This window comes from Pantoea sp. EEL5 (assembly GCF_049892805.1).
GTDB lineage: Bacteria > Pseudomonadota > Gammaproteobacteria > Enterobacterales > Enterobacteriaceae > Pantoea > Pantoea ananatis.
Genome location: NZ_JBNDNJ010000001.1, coordinates 2,374,548 through 2,395,599, shown reverse-complemented (window position 1 = coordinate 2,395,599; position 21,052 = coordinate 2,374,548). Strand labels below are relative to the sequence as shown.

Here is a 21,052-nt window from a genome sequence, read left to right as displayed (position 1 = left end):
AGTGAAGGCGCAATTTTTTTCTTTTCCCAACAGCGCCATAACGTGTAACAACGAGGCCAGAGAATATTATGTCCGAACAGATTGTGACGTCCGCGTCCACCTCGCCTATTTCCGTCTCACCCAAAAGCCAAAAAATCAACCTGCTGGATCTCAACCGTCAGCAAATGCGTGAGTTTTTTGTCTCGCTCGGTGAAAAACCCTTCCGTGCCGATCAGGTGATGAAGTGGATTTACCACTACTGCTGCGATGATTTCGAGCAGATGACCGACATTAACAAGAAGCTGCGTAACCGGTTAATGGAACTCACCGAAATTCGCGCCCCGGAAGTGGCTGAAGAGATGCGCTCAACGGATGGCACCATTAAATGGGCTATTCGCGTCGGCGATCAGCTGGTTGAAACGGTGTATATCCCGGAAGGGGATCGCGCCACCTTATGTGTCTCCTCTCAGGTGGGTTGCGCGCTGGAATGTAAATTCTGCTCGACGGCGCAGCAGGGCTTTAACCGCAATCTGCGCGTGTCAGAAATTATTGGTCAGGTCTGGCGTGCCGCAAAAATCGTCGGTGCGGCCAAAGTGACCGGTCAGCGTCCTATCACCAACGTGGTGATGATGGGCATGGGTGAGCCGTTGCTCAACCTGAATAATGTGGTTCCGGCCATGGAAATCATGCTGGATGACTTCGGTTTTGGTTTGTCGAAACGCCGTGTCACCCTGTCGACCTCGGGCGTTGTGCCTGCCCTGGACAAGCTGGGCGACATGATCGACGTTGCGTTGGCGATTTCGCTGCATGCGCCAAACGACAAACTGCGTGACGACATCGTACCCATTAACAAGAAATACAATATTGAAACCTTCCTGGCGGCGGTTAAACGCTATATTGGTAAGTCCAATGCGAACCAGGGACGCGTCACGATCGAATACGTGTTGCTGGATCATGTCAACGACAGCACCGATGACGCGCATGAACTGGCGGCATTGCTGAAAGAAACGCCGTGTAAGATCAACCTTATTCCATGGAACCCCTTCCCCGGGGCACCTTATGGTCGCAGCTCGAACAGCCGCATTGACCGCTTCTCCAAGGTGTTAATGGATTACGGCTTTACCACTATCGTGCGCAAAACCCGTGGTGATGATATTGATGCCGCTTGCGGCCAGTTGGCCGGGGAAGTGATTGACCGTACGAAACGCACCCTGCGTAAGAAAATGGCGGGCGAAGCCATATCTGTGAAGGCGCTCTGAAAGGCTGACTGACAGGGTTTTCCATTCCGTCTCTGCGTGGCAGGCTGCTGCCAGCCACAGCGATAACAGGATGGAAAGGCGATGGGCAAAGGGATGTGCACGGCATTACTGGCCGTTTTTGTTGTAAGCGGTTGTGTCCGTTCGCCGACCCAACCGGGGGCAGCGGAGCTTCGTTTGCAACTGGGTATGCACTACCTCGCGGTAGAGGATTATCCTGCTGCGCGCCGTAATCTCTTACGGGCGCAGGCGGCCGCTCCCCAGGATTACCGCGTACCCCTGGCATTGGCCCGGCTGGCTCAGCGGCAGGGGCACACTGCCGCAGCGCATTATCATTTTCAGCACGCGCAGCGAATTGCGCCACATAATGGTTACATCCCTAACAATTACGGTGCGTTTCTTTGCGCTTTAGGGCAGTATGATGAAGCGCATCAACAGTTTATCCGGGCGAAGGGTGCGCAGGAAGGAGACGCCCGTATCGATGCGTATGAACTGTCGGGGTATTGTTATCTGCGGGCAGGAAACAGAGAAGCAGCGCGTGCTGCTTTGTCGTATGCGCTCGATGCGGACCAGAGTAAAGGAGCGTCGCTACTAGCCGAAGCTGAAAGCGCGGTCGAAAATGACCAGTGGGCTAACGTAGCGCTATTATTAGAGCTTTACCAGCCGCTGCCGGAGACGGCACGCAGCCTGGCGTTACACATACGTTTCGCCGCGCAACAGGGAAATGCCGCAGACGTTTCACGTTATGGCGACCAGTTAGCGCGACGTTTTCCGCAATCGATACAGTACCAGCGTTATTTAGCTAATGAATACTGAAGCCACTCAAGAAAATTCTGCAGTTCATTCCACAGGTACACGCCTGCGTCTGGCCCGTGAACAAATGGGACTCACGCAGCAACATGTTGCTGAACGCCTGTGCCTGAAACTTACTACCGTACGTGATATTGAAGAAGACAAATCACCTGCGGATTTAGCCTCTACCTTCCTGCGCGGTTACATCCGTTCTTATGCGCGTCTGGTGCACATTCCTGAAGAGGAACTGCTGCCGATGATGGAAAAGCAGACGCCGGTTCGTGCCGCAAAAATTGAGCCGATGCAAAGCTTCTCCCTGGGCAAACGGCGTAAGAAACGCGACGGCTGGCTGATGATTTTTACCTGGCTGGTGGTCTTTGTCGTGATCGGCCTGACAGGCGCCTGGTGGTGGCAGAACCATAAAGCCTCACAGGATGAGCTGGTGTCGATGGCCGATCAAAACGGCAGTAACAGCGACAGCAGCCAGTCTATCCCCCTGGGACAGACGAACGGCGCATCAACCGATAACAGCACCAGCGTGCCGTTGAGCAATAATGCCGCCAGCACACCGGCGAACGCCGATGAATCCACCGGCACGGCGCCTGCTGAAAACAGTAACAGCAGTAACAGCACTGCCGCGGCTGCCCAGCAGGAAGAGAATAACGCCGTTGTTTCGCCTTCTCAGGCACCGACTTCGACCAGCCCCGCACCGGCCAGCACCAATACGGCGCAGCAGATGCCAGTGGGCGCGGCGGCGGTTAGCGAACCGGCGGCGGATCCGAATGCCGTGGTGATGACCTTTACCGGCGACTGCTGGCTGGAAGTCAGCGATGCAACGGGTAAGAAACTGTTTAGCGGTATCCAGCGCAGCGGTGGCAAGCTGAGCCTGTCTGGCACGGCTCCCTATCGTCTGAAAATTGGCGCGCCATCCGTGGTTCAGGTGCAATATCAGAATAAACCCGTTGATTTAAGTCGCTTTATCCGTAATAACCAGGTTGCTCGCCTGACGTTGGGTGCGCAATAACAGCGTATCGCGTGTACCGGGCAATTGTGGAGAAGAAATATGCATAACCAAGCACCCATTATCCGTCGTAAGTCTAAACGTATTTACGTCGGCCAGGTGCCCATTGGCGACGGTGCGCCAATCGCCGTTCAGTCGATGACCAACACCCGCACGACTGACGTAGCCGCGACGGTCAATCAGATCAAAGCCCTTGAGCGCGTAGGCGTCGATATCGTCCGCGTCTCGGTGCCCACCATGGATGCCGCCGAAGCGTTTAAGCTGATTAAGCAGCAGGTGAACGTCCCCCTGGTGGCTGATATCCACTTTGACTACCGTATCGCGCTAAAAGTCGCGGAGTATGGAGTGGACTGCCTGCGTATCAATCCGGGTAATATCGGTAATAACGAGCGTATTCGTGCGGTGGTTGACTGCGCCCGCGATAACAATATCCCCATTCGTATCGGTGTTAACGCCGGATCGCTGGAAAAAGATCTGCAGGAAAAATACGGTGAGCCTACACCGCAGGCCCTGCTGGAATCGGCGATGCGCCATGTCGATCATCTGGATCGTCTTAACTTCGATCAGTTTAAAGTCAGCGTGAAAGCCTCTGATGTGTTTCTGGCGGTTGAATCCTACCGTTTGTTGGCAAAGCAGATCGAGCAGCCGCTGCATCTTGGTATTACCGAAGCGGGCGGTGCACGTGCCGGTGCGGTGAAATCGGCGATTGGTCTGGGGCTGTTACTGGCCGAAGGCATTGGCGACACGCTGCGTATTTCTCTGGCAGCCGATCCGGTTGAAGAGGTAAAGGTTGGCTTTGATATCCTGAAGTCGCTGCGCATCCGCTCTCGCGGGATCAACTTCATCGCCTGTCCGACCTGTTCACGTCAGGAGTTTGACGTCATTGGCACGGTAAACGCGCTGGAGCAGCGACTGGAAGACATTATCACGCCGATGGACGTCTCCATCATCGGTTGCGTGGTGAATGGGCCTGGCGAAGCCACCGTTTCTACGCTTGGCGTGACCGGCAGTAATAAGAAAAGCGGCTTCTATGAAGATGGCGTGCGCCAGCGCGAACGTCTGGACAATGACGATATGATCGATCAACTGGAAGCGCGCATTCGTGCCAAAGCGGCCATGCTGGATGAAACCCGTCGTATTGACGTGCAGCAACTGGAAAAATAATCCGTTGCGTGTACGGCGTGCATGACTTTTTTAGCTGAACCTGTGCGGTTTCATCCTCATGAGGTATGATGCCGGACAGGTTTTTTTGCATTAAGAGATTTTAACGTGGCGAAGAATATTCAAGCGATTCGCGGGATGAACGATTTCCTGCCTGCGGATACGGCCATCTGGCAACGGGTTGAAGATGTACTGAAGTCAGTGCTGGCGAGTTATGGTTACAGCGAAATTCGCTTACCCATCGTAGAGCAGACTCCTCTTTTCAAACGCGCAATTGGTGAAGTCACCGATGTGGTTGAAAAAGAGATGTATACCTTTGACGATCGCAATGGCGAAAGCCTGACGCTTCGTCCGGAAGGCACGGCGGGCTGCGTGCGCGCAGGTATCGAACACGGTCTGCTTTATAACCAGGAACAGCGCCTGTGGTACATGGGGCCAATGTTCCGCTACGAGCGTCCTCAGAAAGGGCGTTACCGCCAGTTTCATCAGATAGGCGTTGAAGTCTTTGGTCTGCAGGGGCCGGATATCGATGCCGAATTGATCATGCTGAACGCACGCTGGTGGAAAGCGTTGGGCATCGCCGACCATGTTCGTCTGGAACTGAACTCCATTGGTTCGCCTGAAGCCCGTGCCAACTATCGCGATGCGCTGGTGGCGTTTCTGGAACAGCATAAAGAGGCGCTGGATGAAGACTGTAAGCGCCGTATGTACAGTAACCCGATGCGCGTGCTCGACAGTAAAAATCCTGATATTCAGACGCTGCTGAACGATGCGCCTCAGTTGGGCGATTATCTGGATGTGGAGTCACGCGAGCATTTTGACGGGCTGCGCGCGCTGTTAGACGACGCGGGTATTGCTTACACGGTGAATCAGCGGCTGGTGCGTGGGCTGGATTATTACAACCGCACGGTGATTGAATGGGTTACCGACAGCCTGGGCTCCCAGGGGACCGTTTGCGGTGGCGGTCGTTATGATGGGCTGGTAGAACAGTTGGGTGGCCGTGCCACACCGGGTGTCGGTTTCGCAATGGGAATGGAACGCCTGGTGTTGTTAGTGCAGGCGGTGAATCCGGAATTTGAACCCGCGCGCAATGTCGATGTCTATGTTATCGCTTCAGGTCAGGGCGTTCAGTCAGCGGCGATGCAGCTGGCAGAAAAACTGCGCGATCACCTGCCTGAAATGAAACTGATGACCAACTTTGGCGGCGGTAACTTCAAGAAGCAGTTCGCCCGTGCGGATAAATGGGGCGCCCGCGTTGCCCTGGTGCTGGGCGAAGATGAACAGAAGGCCGGTCAGGTCGTGATTAAAGACCTGCGCAATGGCGAACAGCAAACGCTGGCGCAGGCGGACGCGGCTGCTGCACTGCGCACGCTGTTGCAGTAAGCGTGTCAAAGCACAACCATTGAAAGGAGAAGGATTGCGTGGAAGTTTATAGCAATGAGAACGAACAGGTTGATGCGCTGCGTCGCTTTTTCGCCAACAACGGTAAAGCCTTAGCCGTAGGCGTGGTTATCGGGATTGCTGCACTGGGCGGCTGGCGCTACTGGTCCAGCCATCAGCAGGATTCCGCGAAAACCGTATCGGCAGAATACCAAAAAGTCACCCGTGCGATGCAGGCCGGTAAGCCAGAAACCCTGGAAGCCGTCAACACGTTCGCCAGCGAAAACAGCAATACTTACGGTGCCCTGGCGGCCCTGGATCTGGCTAAGCAGTATGTCGACAGCAATCAGCTGGACAAAGCCGCTACCTTGCTGCAAAACGGATTGAAAGATACTAAAGATGCCAACCTGCAGGCGGTTATCAACCTGCGCCTGGCACGCATTCAACTGCAACAGAATCAGGCTGATGCGGCACTTAAAACCCTTGACAGTGTGAAGGGTGATGGCTGGACAGCCATTGTCGCTGATATCCGCGGCGAAGCGCTGCTCAGCAAGGGCGATAAGCAGGGCGCGCGCGATGCATGGAGCAAAGGCGTAGAATCTGACGCGTCTCCTGCACTGAAGCAAATGATGCAGATGAAGATGAATAACTTAAGCTAAGCCAGTCAAGAGAGAGCGCATGGAATTACGTAAATACCTGCTGCCGGGGCTGATCTCAGTCACCTTGCTCAGCGGTTGCTCGCTATTCAGCGGCGAAGAAGATGTAGTGAAAATGGCCCCATTGCCGAAGGTGGAAAACCAATTTACGCCTCAAACGGTATGGAGCACCGGCGTGGGTGATGGTATCGGTGATTTTTACTCCAACCTGCACCCCACCTGGCAAGACGGCACCGTTTATGCTGCTGACCGCTTTGGTATCGTAAAAGCGCTCGACGCGGCCGATGGTAAAGAAAAATGGAAAGTCGATCTCTCTGAGAAGACCGGCTTCTTCTCGAAAAACCGTTCTGCCATGCTGTCCGGCGGCATCACCGTGAGCGGCGATCGCCTCTATATTGGCAGCGAACGCGGGCAGGTCTATGCACTGAACACCAGCGATGGTGCCATTGCCTGGCAGGCGAAAGCGGCGGGTGAAGCCCTGTCGCGTCCTGTGGTCAGCGATGGTCTGGTATTGATTCATACCAGTAACGGCATGTTGCAGGGCCTGGATCAGGCCACGGGAGCGGTGAAGTGGACCGTCAACCTGGATATGCCTGCGCTGTCACTGCGCGGAGAATCTGCGCCGTCTGTGGCCTTTGGTGGCGCCATTGTGGGCGGCGATAACGGCCGTGTCAGTGCCGTTATCCTGAACCAGGGCCAGTTGATTTGGCAGCAGCGTATTTCACAGCCCAGCGGCGCAACGGAAATTGATCGCCTGAGCGATGTGGATACCACGCCGGTCATTGTCAACGGCGTGGTCTATGCGCTGGCTTACAATGGCAACCTGACCGCACTGGATTTACGCTCAGGTCAGATTTTATGGAAACGTGAAATCGGCGGCGTTAAAGATCTGATTGTCGATGCGGGTCGCATCTACCTGGTCGATCAGGACGATCGTGTGATTGCGCTGAATGCGGATGGCGGTGTCGCTATCTGGCGTCAAAGCGAGCTGCTGCATCGTAATCTGACTTCACCGGTTCTCTATAACGGCTACCTTGTGGTCGGCGACAGCGAAGGTTACCTGCACTGGATGAACACCACCGATGGTCGTTTTGTTGCCCAGCAAAAGCTGGACAGCTCAGGCTTCCAGACTGAGCCAGTCGTCGCCAGCGACAAGCTGCTGATTCAGTCAAAAGACGGTGAAGTTTACGCCATTACTCGCTAACGGGTAAGTTGTCAGGCAGGGTGGTTCCCTGGCACAACGGCTCCTGATTTCATCAGGGGCCGTTTCGTTTTTAGTCAGGCATGGTATCCTTAGCGCCTTAAGCCTGAACTGAGCGGCTAAAGCCGTTATAATCACGCCATTCGGGCGATTTAATACATTATTGAGGCATTGTTATGGTACCTGTGGTCGCGCTGGTTGGGCGTCCCAATGTGGGAAAATCTACGCTATTTAACCGTTTAACCCGCACACGAGATGCGCTGGTAGCGGATTTTCCTGGACTGACTCGCGATCGCAAATATGGTCGCGCCGAAGTGGAAGGGCGCGAATTTATTGTTATCGATACCGGCGGTATTGATGGCACCGAAGACGGTGTTGAAACGCGCATGGCGGAGCAGTCGCTGCTGGCGATCGAAGAAGCCGATGTTGTGCTGTTTATGGTCGACGCTCGCGCAGGCATGATGGCCGCCGATCAGCAAATTGCAAAGCATCTCCGCTCTCGTCAAAAAGCAACGTTTCTGGTGGCGAATAAAACCGACGGACTGGATCCGGATCAGGCGGTGGTGGATTTCTATTCTCTGGGCCTGGGTGAAATTCACGCCATCGCGGCCTCGCACGGTCGTGGCGTAACCAGCCTGCTGGAAACGGCGCTGCTGCCGTGGATGGAAAAGGTCGATCCGGTTGAGTTCACCGAAGAAGATGAAAACGAAGCTTACTGGGCAGCCTTAGCGGCAGAAGAAAACGGTGAGGAAGAGGAAGAAGAAGACGATTTCGATCCCACAACCTTACCGATTAAGCTGGCGATTGTTGGCCGTCCTAACGTAGGTAAGTCTACGTTGACTAACCGCATCCTCGGTGAAGATCGCGTGGTCGTTTACGACATGCCGGGCACCACCCGTGACAGTATCTACATTCCGATGGAACGTGACGGTCGCGAGTATGTGTTGATCGATACGGCGGGCGTACGTAAGCGCGGTAAAATTACGGATACGGTAGAGAAATTCTCAGTCATTAAAACGTTGCAGGCGATCGAAGATGCCAACGTCGTCATGCTGGTGATTGACGCCCGTGCCGGCATTTCCGATCAGGATCTGTCGCTGCTGGGCTTTATTCTCAACAGTGGACGCTCCCTGGTTATCGTCGTGAATAAATGGGATGGCCTGTCGCAGGAAGTGCGTGACGAAGTCAAAGAGACGCTGGATTTCCGCCTGGGCTTTATCGATTTCGCACGCGTGCACTTTATTTCTGCGTTGCACGGCAGCGGCGTAGGTAACCTGTTTGAGTCCGTTACGGAAGCCTACGACTGCTCTACAAAACGTGTCAATACCTCCCTCCTGACGCGCATCATGAATATGGCGGCGGAAGACCATCAGCCACCGCTGGTTCGCGGTCGTCGCGTTAAACTGAAATATGCCCATGCGGGCGGTTACAACCCACCGATTGTGGTGATCCACGGTAATCAGGTTAAAGACCTGCCGGATTCCTACAAACGTTATTTGATGAACTATTTCCGCCGTTCACTTAACGTGATGGGAACGCCCATCCGCATTCAGTTTAAAGAGGGTGAAAACCCTTACGAAGGCAAACGCAATCTGCTGACGCCGACGCAACAGCGCAAGCGTAAGCGTCTGATGGCGCATATGAAAAAGAATAAGCGTTAATTGATCGAGGGCCAGGTGGCCCTCTTTTTTTTGCCCTAAGATTGCGTTTATTTGCATAGTCGGATGAAAATATGCGCGCAATGTGTGAAAAATGTTATCAACCCCTGGCCCCTGACGAGATCGATCTTATCTGCACCGGGTGCGGTGTTCGTTATCGCTACCAGCCTGTCTGCCCCGACTGCCATCAGCCCCTTGAGCAACTCAAAAGTTGCGGCGCGACCGACTATTTTTGTCATCATAGTCACGGCTTAATTTCCAGACGTCGTCTCACTTACAGGATTTTTCCTGTCTGACGCCTGGCCACTTCAACCTGCAACACATGAAGATCCCAACGCTGCGAACCGTAACGGCGTAAAAATTTGTAGCGAAAATGCTATTGCTTCGTAACAAACCCGTTTAAACCTTCACGGGATAACGTACCAGGTGGTACAATTTTGCCGCGTCATGACGGGGGCGCCCCGTGCGGGCTGTCTCCGGAACACATCATTCATTTCATGAACGCGGGTCCGCTTTAATTGGAATAAAACAACGCTGCTTCTTTTACCTGCAACGTGACCGGCGATGAGCCGGGTCGCGCACAGGGCTGGAGCGGTTTTGTTTATCAGGAGAGTAAGTGTTATGGCTGAAACATCATCTCGATCCGGTAAAGGGTTGAGAATATGGTCCGTGCTGCTCGGGCTGGTGCTACTGGCAACCGGCCTGTTCTTTGCGGTTGGCGGGGGACAACTCGCGACGCTTGGCGGCAGTTGGTATTTTCTGGTTGCAGGCATCGTTACGGTGCTGTCAGCCATTCAGTTTTTCCGTGCGAAATCCTCCGCGGTTGTCCTGTTCCTGCTGGTGTTTGTAGGAACGTTAATCTGGGCCGTCATTGACGCCGGACTGCAATTCTGGCCTCTGGTTTCCCGCCTGATGGTGCCTGCAGGTCTGATGATTCTGGCGTTCATCACCTGGCCTTCGCTGCGCAAGCGCGAAAACAAGCCTTCGCTGGCAAAAGTGTCGTATGCCTTTTCTGCCGTGATTGCCGTAGGCATGGTCGCTACCTTAGTTCAGATGTTTCAGCCCCATCCTACCGTTGCCTCAACCGGTCAGGAACTGCCGCTGATTCCGGTAGATAAGTCAAAGCAACAGCAAAACTGGGATCACTACGGGAATACCGCAGGGGGAAGCCGCTTTGTTGCGCTGGACCAGATTACTCGCGATAACGTGAAAGATCTGCAGGTCGCCTGGACTTATCACACCGGCGATATCCCTGAAAGCCCAACCGGCAATGGCGCTGAAGATCAGCAAACGCCGCTGCAGGTGGGAAATACCGTTTATCTTTGCACCCCGCACAACAACGTGATCGCGGTGGAAGCCGACAGCGGTAAGCAGATTTGGAAGCGTGAGATTAATGCTCAGGCAGAAGTCTGGCCGCGCTGCCGTGGTCTGGCCTATTTTGATGCGACCAAACCGCTTACCCAGCCGACCCAACCGGGTTCTACGCCGGTTCCTGGCGTTACGCTGGCGGCCGGAGACAGCTGCCAGCGCCGTATTCTGATGAATACCATCGATGCGCGCCTGATTGCCATTAATGCTGATAACGGCGAGTTCTGTGAGGATTTTGGTAACCACGGTATCGTGGATCTCAAAAAGGGCCTGGGCGATGCGCCCGATCCGCTTTATCAGCTCACCTCTGCACCAACGATTGCCGGTACCACCGTTGTCGTAGGCGGGCGCGTGGCTGACAACGTTAAAACAGATATGCCTGGCGGCGTGTTACGCGGTTTTGACGTGATCACCGGCCAGATGCGTTGGGCCTTTGACCCGGGCAATACCGATCCGAATGCTATTCTGATGCCGGGCAAGGACTATACGCGGAGTACGCCAAACTCATGGGCGCCGATGTCCTACGATCCGGCCATGAACACCGTGTTTATTCCGATGGGAAGCTCATCGGTTGACCTGTGGGGCGCAAACCGCAACGCACTCGATCATAAATACGGTGCCTCCGTACTGGCACTCGATGCAACAACCGGTAAAGAGAAGTGGGTTTATCAGACCGTGCATAACGATCTGTGGGACTTCGATCTGCCGATGCAGCCGAGCCTGATCGACTTCCCGATGAAAGACGGCAGCACCAAGCCTGCGGTCGTGATCGGCGGCAAAACCGGCATGATCTTTGTGCTGGACCGGATGACCGGCAAGCCACTGACCAAAGTGGAAGAGCTGCCAATGCCGCAGGGACATATCCCTAACGAGCAGTACACTAAAACCCAGCCGCATTCGACCGGTATGCCGATGATTGGTAATCAGACGCTGAAAGAGTCCGATATGTGGGGGGCCACGCCGTTCGATCAGCTTGCCTGCCGTATCGCCTTTAAATCTATGCGCTATGACGGCCTGTTTACCGTGCCGGGCACGGATAAGTCGCTGAGTTTCCCGGGTTCGCTGGGCGGAATGAACTGGGGCAGTATGTCCACCGATCCGAATAACAACCTGTTGTTTGTTAACGACATGCGTTTAGGATTGTGGGTACAGATGATTCCGGTTGATACCAGCAAGGTTTCCCGTGGCAGCAACGGCGGTGAGGCGATCAATACCGGCATGGGCGCCGTTCCACTGAAAGGTACGCCTTATGCGGTGAATAAGAACCGCTTTATGTCACCGCTGGGCATTCCTTGCCAGGCACCCCCGTTCGGTACCTTGTCTGCTATCGATATGAAAACGCAGAAAATCGTCTGGCAGGTTCCGGTGGGTACCGTGCAGGATACCGGTCCGTTCGGGATCAAAATGCGCGCGAAAATGCCAATCGGCATGCCAACGCTGGGCGGCACGCTGGCAACCCAGGGCGGCCTGGTGTTTATCGCCGGTACGCAGGATTACTATCTGCGTGCGTTTGATAGCGCAACGGGTAAAGAAGTGTGGAAAGCGCGTCTGCCCGTTGGCAGTCAGGGCGGCCCGATGAGCTACGTCTCGCCGAAAACCGGCAAGCAGTACATTCTGATCTCTGCAGGCGGCGCGCGTCAGTCACCGGATCGCGGTGACTACGTGATTGCTTATGCGCTGCCAGACAGCAAGTAACAGCGATAACGGGTAAAATAAAAGGGCCGCTCGCGGCCCTTTTTTTGTGCTTATTTTCCGTCGCGGAAGAGCGACACCAGCTCCGGCGGGGCCGACTGTTCCGGTATCAGGATCACCACCGTACCGGCCTCACGGCGCGTGGCGTACTGGATCTGGATACGAAAATAGCGCTGATCCCCGCATCCTACCTTAGTGGCTTTATCCTCTGACTCGCCCAGCGGCATCGCCTGCTCCAGCACTTTGCAGACGCGCTGTTTCTCTGGCGCAGGAAGTTCACCTAAGGGAAAACGACGCTCGCTGCGTAAGCCGGGGATAAAAGCAAAGCCACCTTCGCGCGTCACCACAATGGTGGCGTCGTCGGTAAGTTCGGGGAGTTGACTCATAATACGCCTACCTCTTTCCACGCCTGTTCAATTTTGCTGCCGACGGAACGATCAAAGCGCTTTTCACCGTGCTGCACGGTCAACTGTGCAAAGGTTTTGAAGTCAGCATCCTGATGCAAATTATCATCACACAAGGTGTCATACCACGCTTGCCCTGCCTGTTCCCAGGCAAAACCACCTAGTGCTTGTGCTGCCAGATAAAAGGCACGGTTAGGAATGCCAGAGTTCAGGTGCACGCCGCCGTTGTCTTCTCGCGTTTTAATATAGTCGTCCATATGGCCCGGTTGCGGATCTTTACCCAACATTGGGTCGTCATAAGCGGTACCAGGGTGCGACATCGATCGCAAGCCTTTGCCATTGATGCCTTTCGCCAGCAGGCCTTCACCAATAATCCAGTCGGCCTTATCGGCAGTCTGTTTTTTACTGAACTGCTTCACCAGGGAGCCAAAGACATCGGACATGGATTCATTTAGCGCGCCAGCCTGTTCAAAATAGATCAAACCGGCTTCGGTTTCTGTGACACCGTGCGATAACTCATGCGCAACAACATCGATAGCGATAGTAAAACGGTTAAAGATCTCACCATCGCCGTCGCCGAACACCATCTGCTGTCCGTTCCAGAAAGCGTTCTGATATTTTTCACCATAGTGAACGGTTCCTGCTAATTTCAAACCGTTATTGTCCAGAGAATTGCGTTTATATATCTGCCAGAAGAAATCGTGTGTGACGCCAAGATAGTTCCAGGCTTCGTCGGCGGCAACGTCACCATTTGAAGACTGGCCTTCTTTACGCACCAGGGTTCCCGGCAACGTTTCCTTGTTTTGGGCATCATAGATTTCACGCTCAATCTTCCCGGCCTGCTTGGTTTTCGGCGCAGCCGTCTTTTGCCAGTGCTCCGCCATCAGGTGCTGAACGTGGGTGAGGGTACGGCGCGCCTGCTCCTGCTGATGACCGGAACCGTGGGCGATAATCTTACGGAGAATATAGGGAGGGATAACGCTGAAAGCCATTGTAGACTCCTTGGCACGAGGGATGTACCAGGAAGTATAGTTAAGAAATGCTTTTCTTTCGTTTCGGTTTTTCGGGAATAAGCTGCGTGACCTGACTTTCTACCCAACCATCATCGAGACGGGTACGCAGTAAATCGCCTGTGCTCACCTGGCGCGTTTTCTTCACCACCTGGCCAGCGTTGTCGGTCGTGACGCTAAATCCACGCGCCAGCGTGGCTAACGGACTGACGCCTTCCAGCTGGGCCGCAAGCTGACCGAAGCGGTTTTTATCACGGTTAAGCAATTTTTCCATGCTTTGTTGCAGGCGATAGTGCCAGCTTTGTAGGCTTTTTTGCGCCAGATACAGGCGCTGCTGTGGCTGCTGCTGCGCCAGGCGCTGTGACAGGCGGTCCTGCTGGCGAGTGGCATTGCGAAGCCGCTGTTCCATCGCCTCGCCCAACCGCTGCTGCAGGCGAAACAGTGCGGTTTGCTGGCGAGCCAGACGCAGTTGAGGATGCTGCTGCTGCAGGCGATGATCCAGGCGACTGAATACCCGCTGCTGGCGCGCCAGATAATAATCCATTGCCATCTCCAGCCGCTGTTGCTGTGACTGCAACTGACGCAGGAGTTCAAGTTGATTACGGCTGACAATCTCTGCCGCAGCGGAAGGCGTTGGCGCGCGCAGGTCAGCAACAAAATCGGCAATGGTGACGTCGGTTTCATGGCCAACCGCGCTGACCACGGGAATGCGACTGGCAAAAATCGCACGCGCAACGCGCTCGTCATTAAAACTCCACAGATCTTCCAGCGAACCGCCGCCGCGACCCACGATCAGCACGTCGCACTCGGCACGCTGGTTCGCAAGCTCAATGGCGCGCACGATAGCGGCAGGCGCATCTACGCCCTGAACGGCAGTGGGATAAATCACAACGGGCAGTGAGGGATCGCGACGATGCAGCACGCGCAGAACATCGTGCAGGGCTGCACCCGTCGCAGAGGTGACCACGCCAACCTGCTTAGCCGGCTGTGGTAAGGGCTTCTTGTGTTCGGCTTCGAACAAGCCTTCCTGCGCCAGCCTGGCTTTCAGTTGCTCAAACTGCTGCTGTAGCAGGCCTTCACCGGCGGGATGCATACTTTCAATAATCAGCTGATAATCGCCGCGCGGTTCATAGAGTGTGATATTTGCGCGAACCAGGACCTGCTGGCCGTGCTGGGGACGGAACGTCACACGACGATTACCGTTACGGAACATGGCGCAGCGGACCTGGGCGCCATCATCTTTCAGGGTAAAGTACCAGTGGCCAGAAGCGGGCTGGGTGAAATTGGAGATCTCGGCGCTGAGCCAAACCAGGCCCATCTCATTCTCCAGCAGCTGACGCACTGTCGTATTGAGACGGCTGACGGTAAAAATATTGGCGTTTGGCGGCAGCGACATGTGACGAAGATCAAATTCCAAATCAGTAGGTTAATCAGTCGATACTACATTGCTGATTGCGCGGATCAAGACTTTTTCTCAAATAATAGTGGAGGCAATCGATTACGGCCTGTATAATGCCGCGGCAATATTTTATCTATTCTCACGCACCCGAGGTGGAGTATTGCCATGTTAAGAATCGCTAAAGAAGCACTCACTTTTGACGACGTCCTGCTCGTTCCTGCACACTCCACCGTCCTGCCGAATACGGCCGATCTCAGCACTCAGCTGACCAAAAACATTCGTCTGAATATTCCCATGCTTTCTGCTGCAATGGATACCGTGACCGAAGCGGGTCTGGCTATTGCGCTGGCGCAAGAGGGCGGTCTGGGCTTCATTCACAAAAATATGTCGATTGATCGCCAGGCAGATGAAGTGCGTAAGGTTAAAAAGCATGAAAGCGGCGTCGTCACCGAACCGCAGACCGTGTTGCCCACCACTACGCTGGCGGAAGTGAAAGAACTGACCGAACGCAACGGCTTTGCCGGTTACCCGGTCGTGAACGCGGATAACGAGCTGGTGGGCATTATCACCGGTCGCGATGTGCGCTTCGTCACCGATCTTACCCAGCCCGTGACGGCCGTGATGACGCCAAAAGAGCGCCTGGTGACAGTGAAAGAGGGTGAAGCCCGTGATGTCGTCCTGCACAGAATGCATGAAAAGCGCGTAGAAAAAGCGCTGGTGGTGGATGACAGCTTCCACCTGCTGGGGATGATCACCGTTAAAGACTTCCAGAAAGCCGAACGTAAACCTAACGCCTGTAAAGATGCGCAGGGTCGTCTGCGCGTCGGTGCGGCTGTAGGCGCCGGTGCGGGCAACGAAGAGCGCGTAGATGCGCTGGTTGCTGCCGGTGTGGACGTACTGCTGATTGACTCGTCGCATGGCCATTCAGAAGGCGTACTGCAGCGTATCCGTGAAACCCGCGCTAAGTATCCTGACCTTGAAATCGTCGGCGGCAACGTTGCAACAGGTGCGGGCGCGCTGGCCCTGGTTGAAGCTGGCGTGAGCGCGGTTAAAGTCGGTATCGGCCCGGGCTCCATCTGTACTACGCGTATCGTTACCGGTGTGGGTGTCCCTCAGATCACCGCCGTTTCAGATGCCGTGGCCGCGCTGGAAGGCACCGGCATTCCGGTTATCGCGGACGGCGGTATTCGTTTCTCTGGTGATATCGCGAAGGCGATTGCTGCGGGCGCATCCTGCGTCATGGTGGGATCGATGCTGGCAGGGACCGAAGAATCGCCGGGTGAAATCGAACTTTATCAGGGCCGCTCTTTTAAATCCTACCGTGGAATGGGCTCGCTGGGCGCCATGTCTAAAGGTTCATCGGATCGTTACTTCCAGACCGATAACGCTGCTGACAAGCTGGTGCCAGAAGGTATTGAAGGCCGCGTGGCTTATAAAGGCCGCCTGAAAGAGATCGTGCATCAGCAAATGGGCGGCCTGCGTTCCTGCATGGGCCTGACCGGCTGCCAGACCATTGATGATCTGCGCACCAAAGCCGAATTCGTGCGCATCAGCGGCGCGGGCATCAATGAAAGCCACGTGCACGACGTGACCATCACCAAAGAGTCACCGAACTACCGTATGGGTTCATAACCCCGTAAGATTTCCCGCCCGGCAACAGCCGGGCGCTTTACTTTAAGTCACCGTTCTGGAAACCCCTCAATGACGACGGAAAATATCCATAAGCACCGCATTCTGATTCTCGATTTTGGTTCTCAATATACGCAGCTGGTTGCGCGCCGCGTACGTGAGCTTGGCGTGTACTGTGAACTCTGGGCCTGGGATGTCACCGAAGAGCAGATTCGGAAGTTCAATCCAAGCGGCATCATTCTGTCTGGCGGCCCGGAAAGCACAACCGAGCATGGCAGCCCGCGCGCGCCTGACTATGTGTTCACGGCTGGCGTGCCGGTTCTGGGTGTTTGTTATGGCATGCAGACCATGGCGATGCAGTTGGGCGGCAAGGTGGAAGGATCCAACGAGCGTGAGTTTGGCTATGCGCAGGTTGAAGTCAACACGGCAAGCGCCCTGATTCGCGATATTGAAGACGCCATCAGCGCAGCCGGTAAACCGTTGCTGGATGTCTGGATGAGTCACGGTGACAAAGTGACCGCTATCCCTGCTGACTTTGTTACCGTTGCCAGTACAGAAACCTGTCCATTTGCCATCATGGCGAACGAAGAGAAACGCTTCTACGGCGTGCAGTTCCATCCGGAAGTGACGCATACGCGTCAGGGGCTGCGCATGCTGGAACGTTTTGTTATCGATATTTGTGAATGTGAAGCGCTCTGGACACCGGCAAAAATCATCGAAGATGCCGTCGAGCGTCTGCGCGTGCAGGTCGGCAACGACAAAGTGATTCTGGGCTTATCTGGCGGTGTGGATTCGTCAGTGACCGCCATGCTACTGCATCGCGCCATCGGTAAAAACCTGACCTGCGTATTCGTCGATAACGGGCTGCTGCGCCTGAACGAAGCTGAGCAGGTGCTGGACATGTTTGGCGACCATTTTGGTCTGAATATCGTTCACGTTGATGGCGAAGCGCGTTTCCTGGACGCCCTGGCCGGGGAAAACGATCCGGAAGCGAAGCGTAAAATCATCGGCCGCGTCTTTGTTGAAGTCTTTGACGAGCAGGCACTGCGCCTGGAAGACGTGAAGTGGCTGGCGCAGGGTACTATCTACCCTGATGTGATTGAATCGGCTGCCTCTGCTACCGGTAAAGCGCACGTGATCAAGTCGCACCACAACGTCGGCGGCCTGCCGAAAGAGATGAAGATGGGCCTGGTCGAGCCGCTGCGCGAGCTGTTTAAAGATGAAGTGCGCAAGATCGGTCTGGAGCTGGGCCTGCCTTACGATATGCTCTATCGTCATCCATTCCCGGGGCCAGGCCTTGGCGTGCGCGTACTGGGTGAAGTGAAGAAAGAGTACTGCGACCTGTTGCGTCGTGCGGATGCCATCTTTATTGAAGAGCTGCATAAAGCCGATCTCTACAACAAAGTCAGCCAGGCCTTTACCGTGTTCCTGCCTGTACGTTCTGTTGGCGTCATGGGCGATGGCCGCAAGTATGACTGGGTCGTTTCACTGCGCGCGGTAGAAACCATCGACTTCATGACCGCCCACTGGGCGCACCTGCCCTACGACTTCCTGGGCCGCGTGTCCAACCGCATCATCAACGAAGTTAACGGTATTTCCCGGGTAGTTTATGATATTTCCGGCAAGCCACCGGCGACGATTGAGTGGGAATGATTTAGCGTCCGGCTCAGACCGACAGTAAACAGTGTAAAACGAAGCCCGCGTTATGCGGGCTTTTTGCATTTTAGCTCCCGCATTGTCTGGCCGATAGTCGCTTCGCCGGAACGGCGAGGGATATCACTGACTTTCGCCTGCAAAATGAGTTCGCGTTGAACAGCGCACGGCGCTGAAGCGAACTTAGGATCTACGCCAGGCGGCAGGCAGGAGACGTACGACGCGAAGCTCGGTGACGACAATCCCCACCAGGATTAGCGCCGCTCCTGCAAGTCTTTCCGGCGGCAGACGATCGCCCGCGAGAAAATAACCAAAAATCCCACTAAACACAGGTTCGCAAATCAGTATCAGGGCGACCTTTTCCGGGGCCAGAACAGCCTGAGCACGATTCTGAATGGCGTACGCCAGGGCTGTTGCGAACAGGGCCAGTGACAGGATTGTTAATGCTGTCGGCAGCGAGTGAGGTAAAGAAAACTGGTCACGGGCGACGCTCCATAACAAAGAAAGCACGCCAACGATGCCCAGTTGTATCGATGTTGATGCCAGGGAAATGTCAGGCGTTGTGAAAGTCGACACGATGACGATGTGTACGGCGAAGCACACCGCACAACCCAGAATAAGTAAGTCACCATAGTGCACCCTGAACCCGTCAAGGCTGAGTAAGCCAAGCCCAAACACGGCAATGGCGGTTCCTGCTGCCTGTTTAGCACTGGGGCGTCCTCTGCCGATGAGATAGATACACAACGGCGTGAAAACGGTGCACAAGCCTGTGATGAACCCGGCATTGGAGGGCGTTGTGTAAGCTGTGCCGGATGTCTGCAGGGAAAATGCAGCGAAGAGCACGATGCCCGCCAATACCGCACTCACCCAGTCACGTGGCTTCAGGTGGCGAAAAGAACGGATCGAAAAGGGGAGAAGCGCAAAAGCCGCCAGGGTAAACATCCACGCGTTCAGGGTGGATGCGGCCATGACGCCCAGCGTGTCGTGCTTCGCAACGAAGCTCCAGCCCCATACAGCCGTGACGGCTAAAAGCGCGATTGACCAAAGGATGCGATATGACATAGTTGTCCCTTAGGCAGGCATTTATACCGAATGCCTGGCCCAGAATTGTATGTCAGCGGTACCCAAAGCGGTTTACGATAATTCAGTAAAAAGCTCCTGGCAATCCTTAACGCTGTTCCTGCGGCGGCTATCCGAAATTTCAACTGTTGATGACGCGAAGTAGCGAGTTAGAAGGGGGCAGTACAAGGTGCCAGCAACCGGGAATTTGATAAGGTCAGGGTTCTGTGGCTGGTGGTGGTCGGGATGAGCAATGAGCAGACGTTGATAACATTACTGCCTCGCTACAAGCCTGCTTAACGGCGGGTTTTTCCTTTCACTGGTCGAAGGCCGTTTTTGGGTGAAGGCATAAATACTTGCGCGGAGTGGAGAAGGGTGATCACGCCCTGATGCCTGTCAGCCTTTAAGCCAGAAAAAAATCAGCCGGTGCTATCCGGCTGATTTTATTTACCGCATGTCTGCACGAACAAAAAAATACGAATCCGCTGTCGGGCGATGTTTACTTAAGGTGTTCCTTCAATTCCGCTGACGCCTGGCCAATCGCCGTGCGTACCGTCGGCTCTTTACTCAAGGCATTCAGCAAACCAAAGTCGTGAATCATGCCGTTATAGCGGGTCACCGTCACCGGTACACCGGCGGCATCCAGCTTACGTCCAAAGGCTTCACCTTCATCGCGCAGCACGTCGAGTTCGGCAGTCTGAATCAGCGTTGGCGGTAAACCGGCCAGTTGCGCCTCAGTGGCACGCAGCGGAGAAGCCAGAATGTTATTCCGATCTTTATCTGACGTGGTGTAGTTATCCCAGAACCACTTCATCATGTTTCGGGTCAGGAAATAGCCGTTGGCGAATTGCTGATAAGACGCATCATCAAAGCGGGCATCGGTAACGGGCCACAGCATCACATCGTAACGAATCGCCGGGGTTTTGTGTTGTTTGGCCTGCAGCGCGACGGCGGCCACCATGTTGCCTCCCACGCTGTTACCGACCAGCGCCAGGCGCTTACCGTCAACGCCAATTTCCGCACCGTGCTCGGCTACCCATTTAGTCGCTTCATAAGCCTGAGTAATCGCGACCGGATAATGGGCTTCTGGTGATGGCTCGTAATTCACAAATACCGCCGCAGCGCCGGATTCGTTCACAAGGTCTCGCACCAGACGTTCGTGCGTCGGGAAGTCACCCAGCACCCAGCCGCCACCGTGGAAGAACATGAATACCGGGAGCACGCCAGTTGCGTGTTCGGGTTTAACAATCGTCAGTTTGAGCGGCTTGCCCAATGCTGTGATGGTTTTTTCAGAAACCTGTGCGGGTGGCAGTGTGGCACCTTGCTGCGCGCCGGTGAGTACCGCGCGTGCTTCTTTAGGCGTTAAGGTCTCGATGGGCTTACCGCCGCCACTGTTGAGAGCTTTAAGAAAGGCGGCGACGCCAACGGTAGGTTCAGGCGCATTCTCCACAGGGCTGGCCCATGCTGATGTGATCTGGCTGGCTAACAATAAAGCACCTGCGGTGAGTTTCACGTTCATTTTGATTTCCTTGTGTTTGCGATTAAGTAGTGCGCTATTTAGTTTGGCTAAGATGGCAGGTATTTCTTAAGTTGTAAACTACTAAATAGTGCGCTATTTAAATTTCATGGCTGACGCGAGAATAATGCTGATGGCGAAAAAGCGCGGGAAGAGGCGTGGCGTCTGTATTGGATGGCATTTTTTACGATTTACCCGTGGGTTAATCAATTTCGTGC

17 protein-coding genes are annotated in these 21,052 nt (G+C 54.8%); 12 read left to right on the top strand and 5 right to left on the bottom strand.

Annotated elements, in window-relative coordinates:
• Positions 1 to 68 precede the first annotated feature (68 nt).
• From ACPXSQ_RS11245 to ACPXSQ_RS11200, 10 genes are all read left to right on the top strand, one after another.
• A complete protein-coding gene (locus tag ACPXSQ_RS11245) occupies positions 69 to 1,238 on the top strand; it encodes a bifunctional tRNA (adenosine(37)-C2)-methyltransferase TrmG/ribosomal RNA large subunit methyltransferase RlmN (protein WP_013026737.1) in 1,170 nt (389 codons plus the stop codon).
• A gap of 81 nt (positions 1,239 to 1,319) precedes the next feature.
• Positions 1,320 to 2,051 carry a type IV pilus biogenesis/stability protein PilW gene (pilW, locus tag ACPXSQ_RS11240; RefSeq protein WP_015699740.1) on the top strand — a complete coding sequence of 244 codons (732 nt, stop codon included), beginning with the start codon at positions 1,320 to 1,322 and terminating at the stop codon, positions 2,049 to 2,051.
• Positions 2,041 to 3,051: a cytoskeleton protein RodZ gene (gene rodZ / locus ACPXSQ_RS11235; protein ID WP_014605274.1), complete on the top strand. Its 1,011-nt coding sequence runs from the start codon at positions 2,041 to 2,043 to the stop codon at positions 3,049 to 3,051. The genes pilW and rodZ overlap by 11 nt, the downstream gene beginning before the upstream one ends.
• Positions 3,052 to 3,090: 39 nt before the next feature.
• The gene (ispG, locus tag ACPXSQ_RS11230) at positions 3,091 to 4,212 is read left to right on the top strand and encodes a flavodoxin-dependent (E)-4-hydroxy-3-methylbut-2-enyl-diphosphate synthase (RefSeq protein WP_014594315.1); all 1,122 of its coding nucleotides are present in this window, start codon (positions 3,091 to 3,093) and stop codon (positions 4,210 to 4,212) included.
• 105 nt (positions 4,213 to 4,317) lie between these two features.
• Complete coding sequence (gene hisS / locus ACPXSQ_RS11225) at positions 4,318 to 5,592, top strand: histidine--tRNA ligase (RefSeq protein WP_013026733.1); 1,275 nt, start codon at positions 4,318 to 4,320, stop codon at positions 5,590 to 5,592.
• A gap of 38 nt (positions 5,593 to 5,630) precedes the next feature.
• The gene (locus ACPXSQ_RS11220; RefSeq protein WP_014594313.1) at positions 5,631 to 6,248 is read left to right on the top strand and encodes a YfgM family protein; all 618 of its coding nucleotides are present in this window, start codon (positions 5,631 to 5,633) and stop codon (positions 6,246 to 6,248) included.
• Between the two features lie 19 nt (positions 6,249 to 6,267).
• A complete protein-coding gene (gene bamB, locus ACPXSQ_RS11215; protein WP_013026731.1) occupies positions 6,268 to 7,449 on the top strand; it encodes an outer membrane protein assembly factor BamB in 1,182 nt (393 codons plus the stop codon).
• A 173-nt stretch (positions 7,450 to 7,622) separates the two neighbouring features.
• Positions 7,623 to 9,107 (top strand): ribosome biogenesis GTPase Der, encoded by a 1,485-nt coding sequence (gene der, locus ACPXSQ_RS11210; protein ID WP_426143711.1) that lies wholly within the window; start codon positions 7,623 to 7,625, stop codon positions 9,105 to 9,107.
• Positions 9,108 to 9,178: 71 nt separating this feature from the next.
• Positions 9,179 to 9,400 (top strand): zinc ribbon domain-containing protein, encoded by a 222-nt coding sequence (locus ACPXSQ_RS11205; protein ID WP_071999626.1) that lies wholly within the window; start codon positions 9,179 to 9,181, stop codon positions 9,398 to 9,400.
• Between the two features lie 325 nt (positions 9,401 to 9,725).
• A complete protein-coding gene (locus ACPXSQ_RS11200) occupies positions 9,726 to 12,167 on the top strand; it encodes a glucose/quinate/shikimate family membrane-bound PQQ-dependent dehydrogenase (protein ID WP_210511636.1) in 2,442 nt (813 codons plus the stop codon).
• A 50-nt stretch (positions 12,168 to 12,217) separates the two neighbouring features.
• Here the strand turns inward: ACPXSQ_RS11200 and ACPXSQ_RS11195 are convergent, their stop codons facing one another.
• From ACPXSQ_RS11195 to xseA, 3 genes are read right to left on the bottom strand one after another with little or no spacing between them, the layout of a single operon-like run.
• Entirely contained in the window at positions 12,218 to 12,550 is a 333-nt protein-coding gene (locus ACPXSQ_RS11195; RefSeq protein WP_015699744.1) for a protealysin inhibitor emfourin, read from the bottom strand.
• Positions 12,547 to 13,560, bottom strand: a complete 1,014-nt coding sequence (locus tag ACPXSQ_RS11190; RefSeq protein WP_019106077.1) for a M4 family metallopeptidase — start codon at positions 13,558 to 13,560, stop codon at positions 12,547 to 12,549. The genes ACPXSQ_RS11195 and ACPXSQ_RS11190 overlap by 4 nt, the downstream gene beginning before the upstream one ends.
• Positions 13,561 to 13,600: 40 nt before the next feature.
• Positions 13,601 to 14,974: an exodeoxyribonuclease VII large subunit gene (gene xseA, locus ACPXSQ_RS11185; protein WP_072138214.1), complete on the bottom strand. Its 1,374-nt coding sequence runs from the start codon at positions 14,972 to 14,974 to the stop codon at positions 13,601 to 13,603.
• 168 nt (positions 14,975 to 15,142) lie between these two features.
• Here xseA and guaB point away from each other — a divergent pair, with 168 nt between their 5' ends.
• Together guaB and guaA are read left to right on the top strand one after the other, a co-directional pair.
• Positions 15,143 to 16,609 carry an IMP dehydrogenase gene (guaB, locus tag ACPXSQ_RS11180; protein ID WP_013026725.1) on the top strand — a complete coding sequence of 489 codons (1,467 nt, stop codon included), beginning with the start codon at positions 15,143 to 15,145 and terminating at the stop codon, positions 16,607 to 16,609.
• Positions 16,610 to 16,678: 69 nt separating this feature from the next.
• Complete coding sequence (gene guaA, locus ACPXSQ_RS11175) at positions 16,679 to 18,259, top strand: glutamine-hydrolyzing GMP synthase (protein ID WP_014605279.1); 1,581 nt, start codon at positions 16,679 to 16,681, stop codon at positions 18,257 to 18,259.
• A 183-nt stretch (positions 18,260 to 18,442) separates the two neighbouring features.
• Here the strand turns inward: guaA and ACPXSQ_RS11170 are convergent, their stop codons facing one another.
• Both ACPXSQ_RS11170 and ACPXSQ_RS11165 read right to left on the bottom strand, forming a co-directional pair.
• Positions 18,443 to 19,321, bottom strand: coding sequence for a DMT family transporter (locus ACPXSQ_RS11170; protein WP_089517131.1), 879 nt, complete (start codon positions 19,319 to 19,321; stop codon positions 18,443 to 18,445).
• A gap of 496 nt (positions 19,322 to 19,817) precedes the next feature.
• Positions 19,818 to 20,837, bottom strand: coding sequence for an alpha/beta hydrolase (locus ACPXSQ_RS11165; RefSeq protein WP_210511634.1), 1,020 nt, complete (start codon positions 20,835 to 20,837; stop codon positions 19,818 to 19,820).
• Between the last annotated feature and the right edge of the window lie 215 nt (positions 20,838 to 21,052).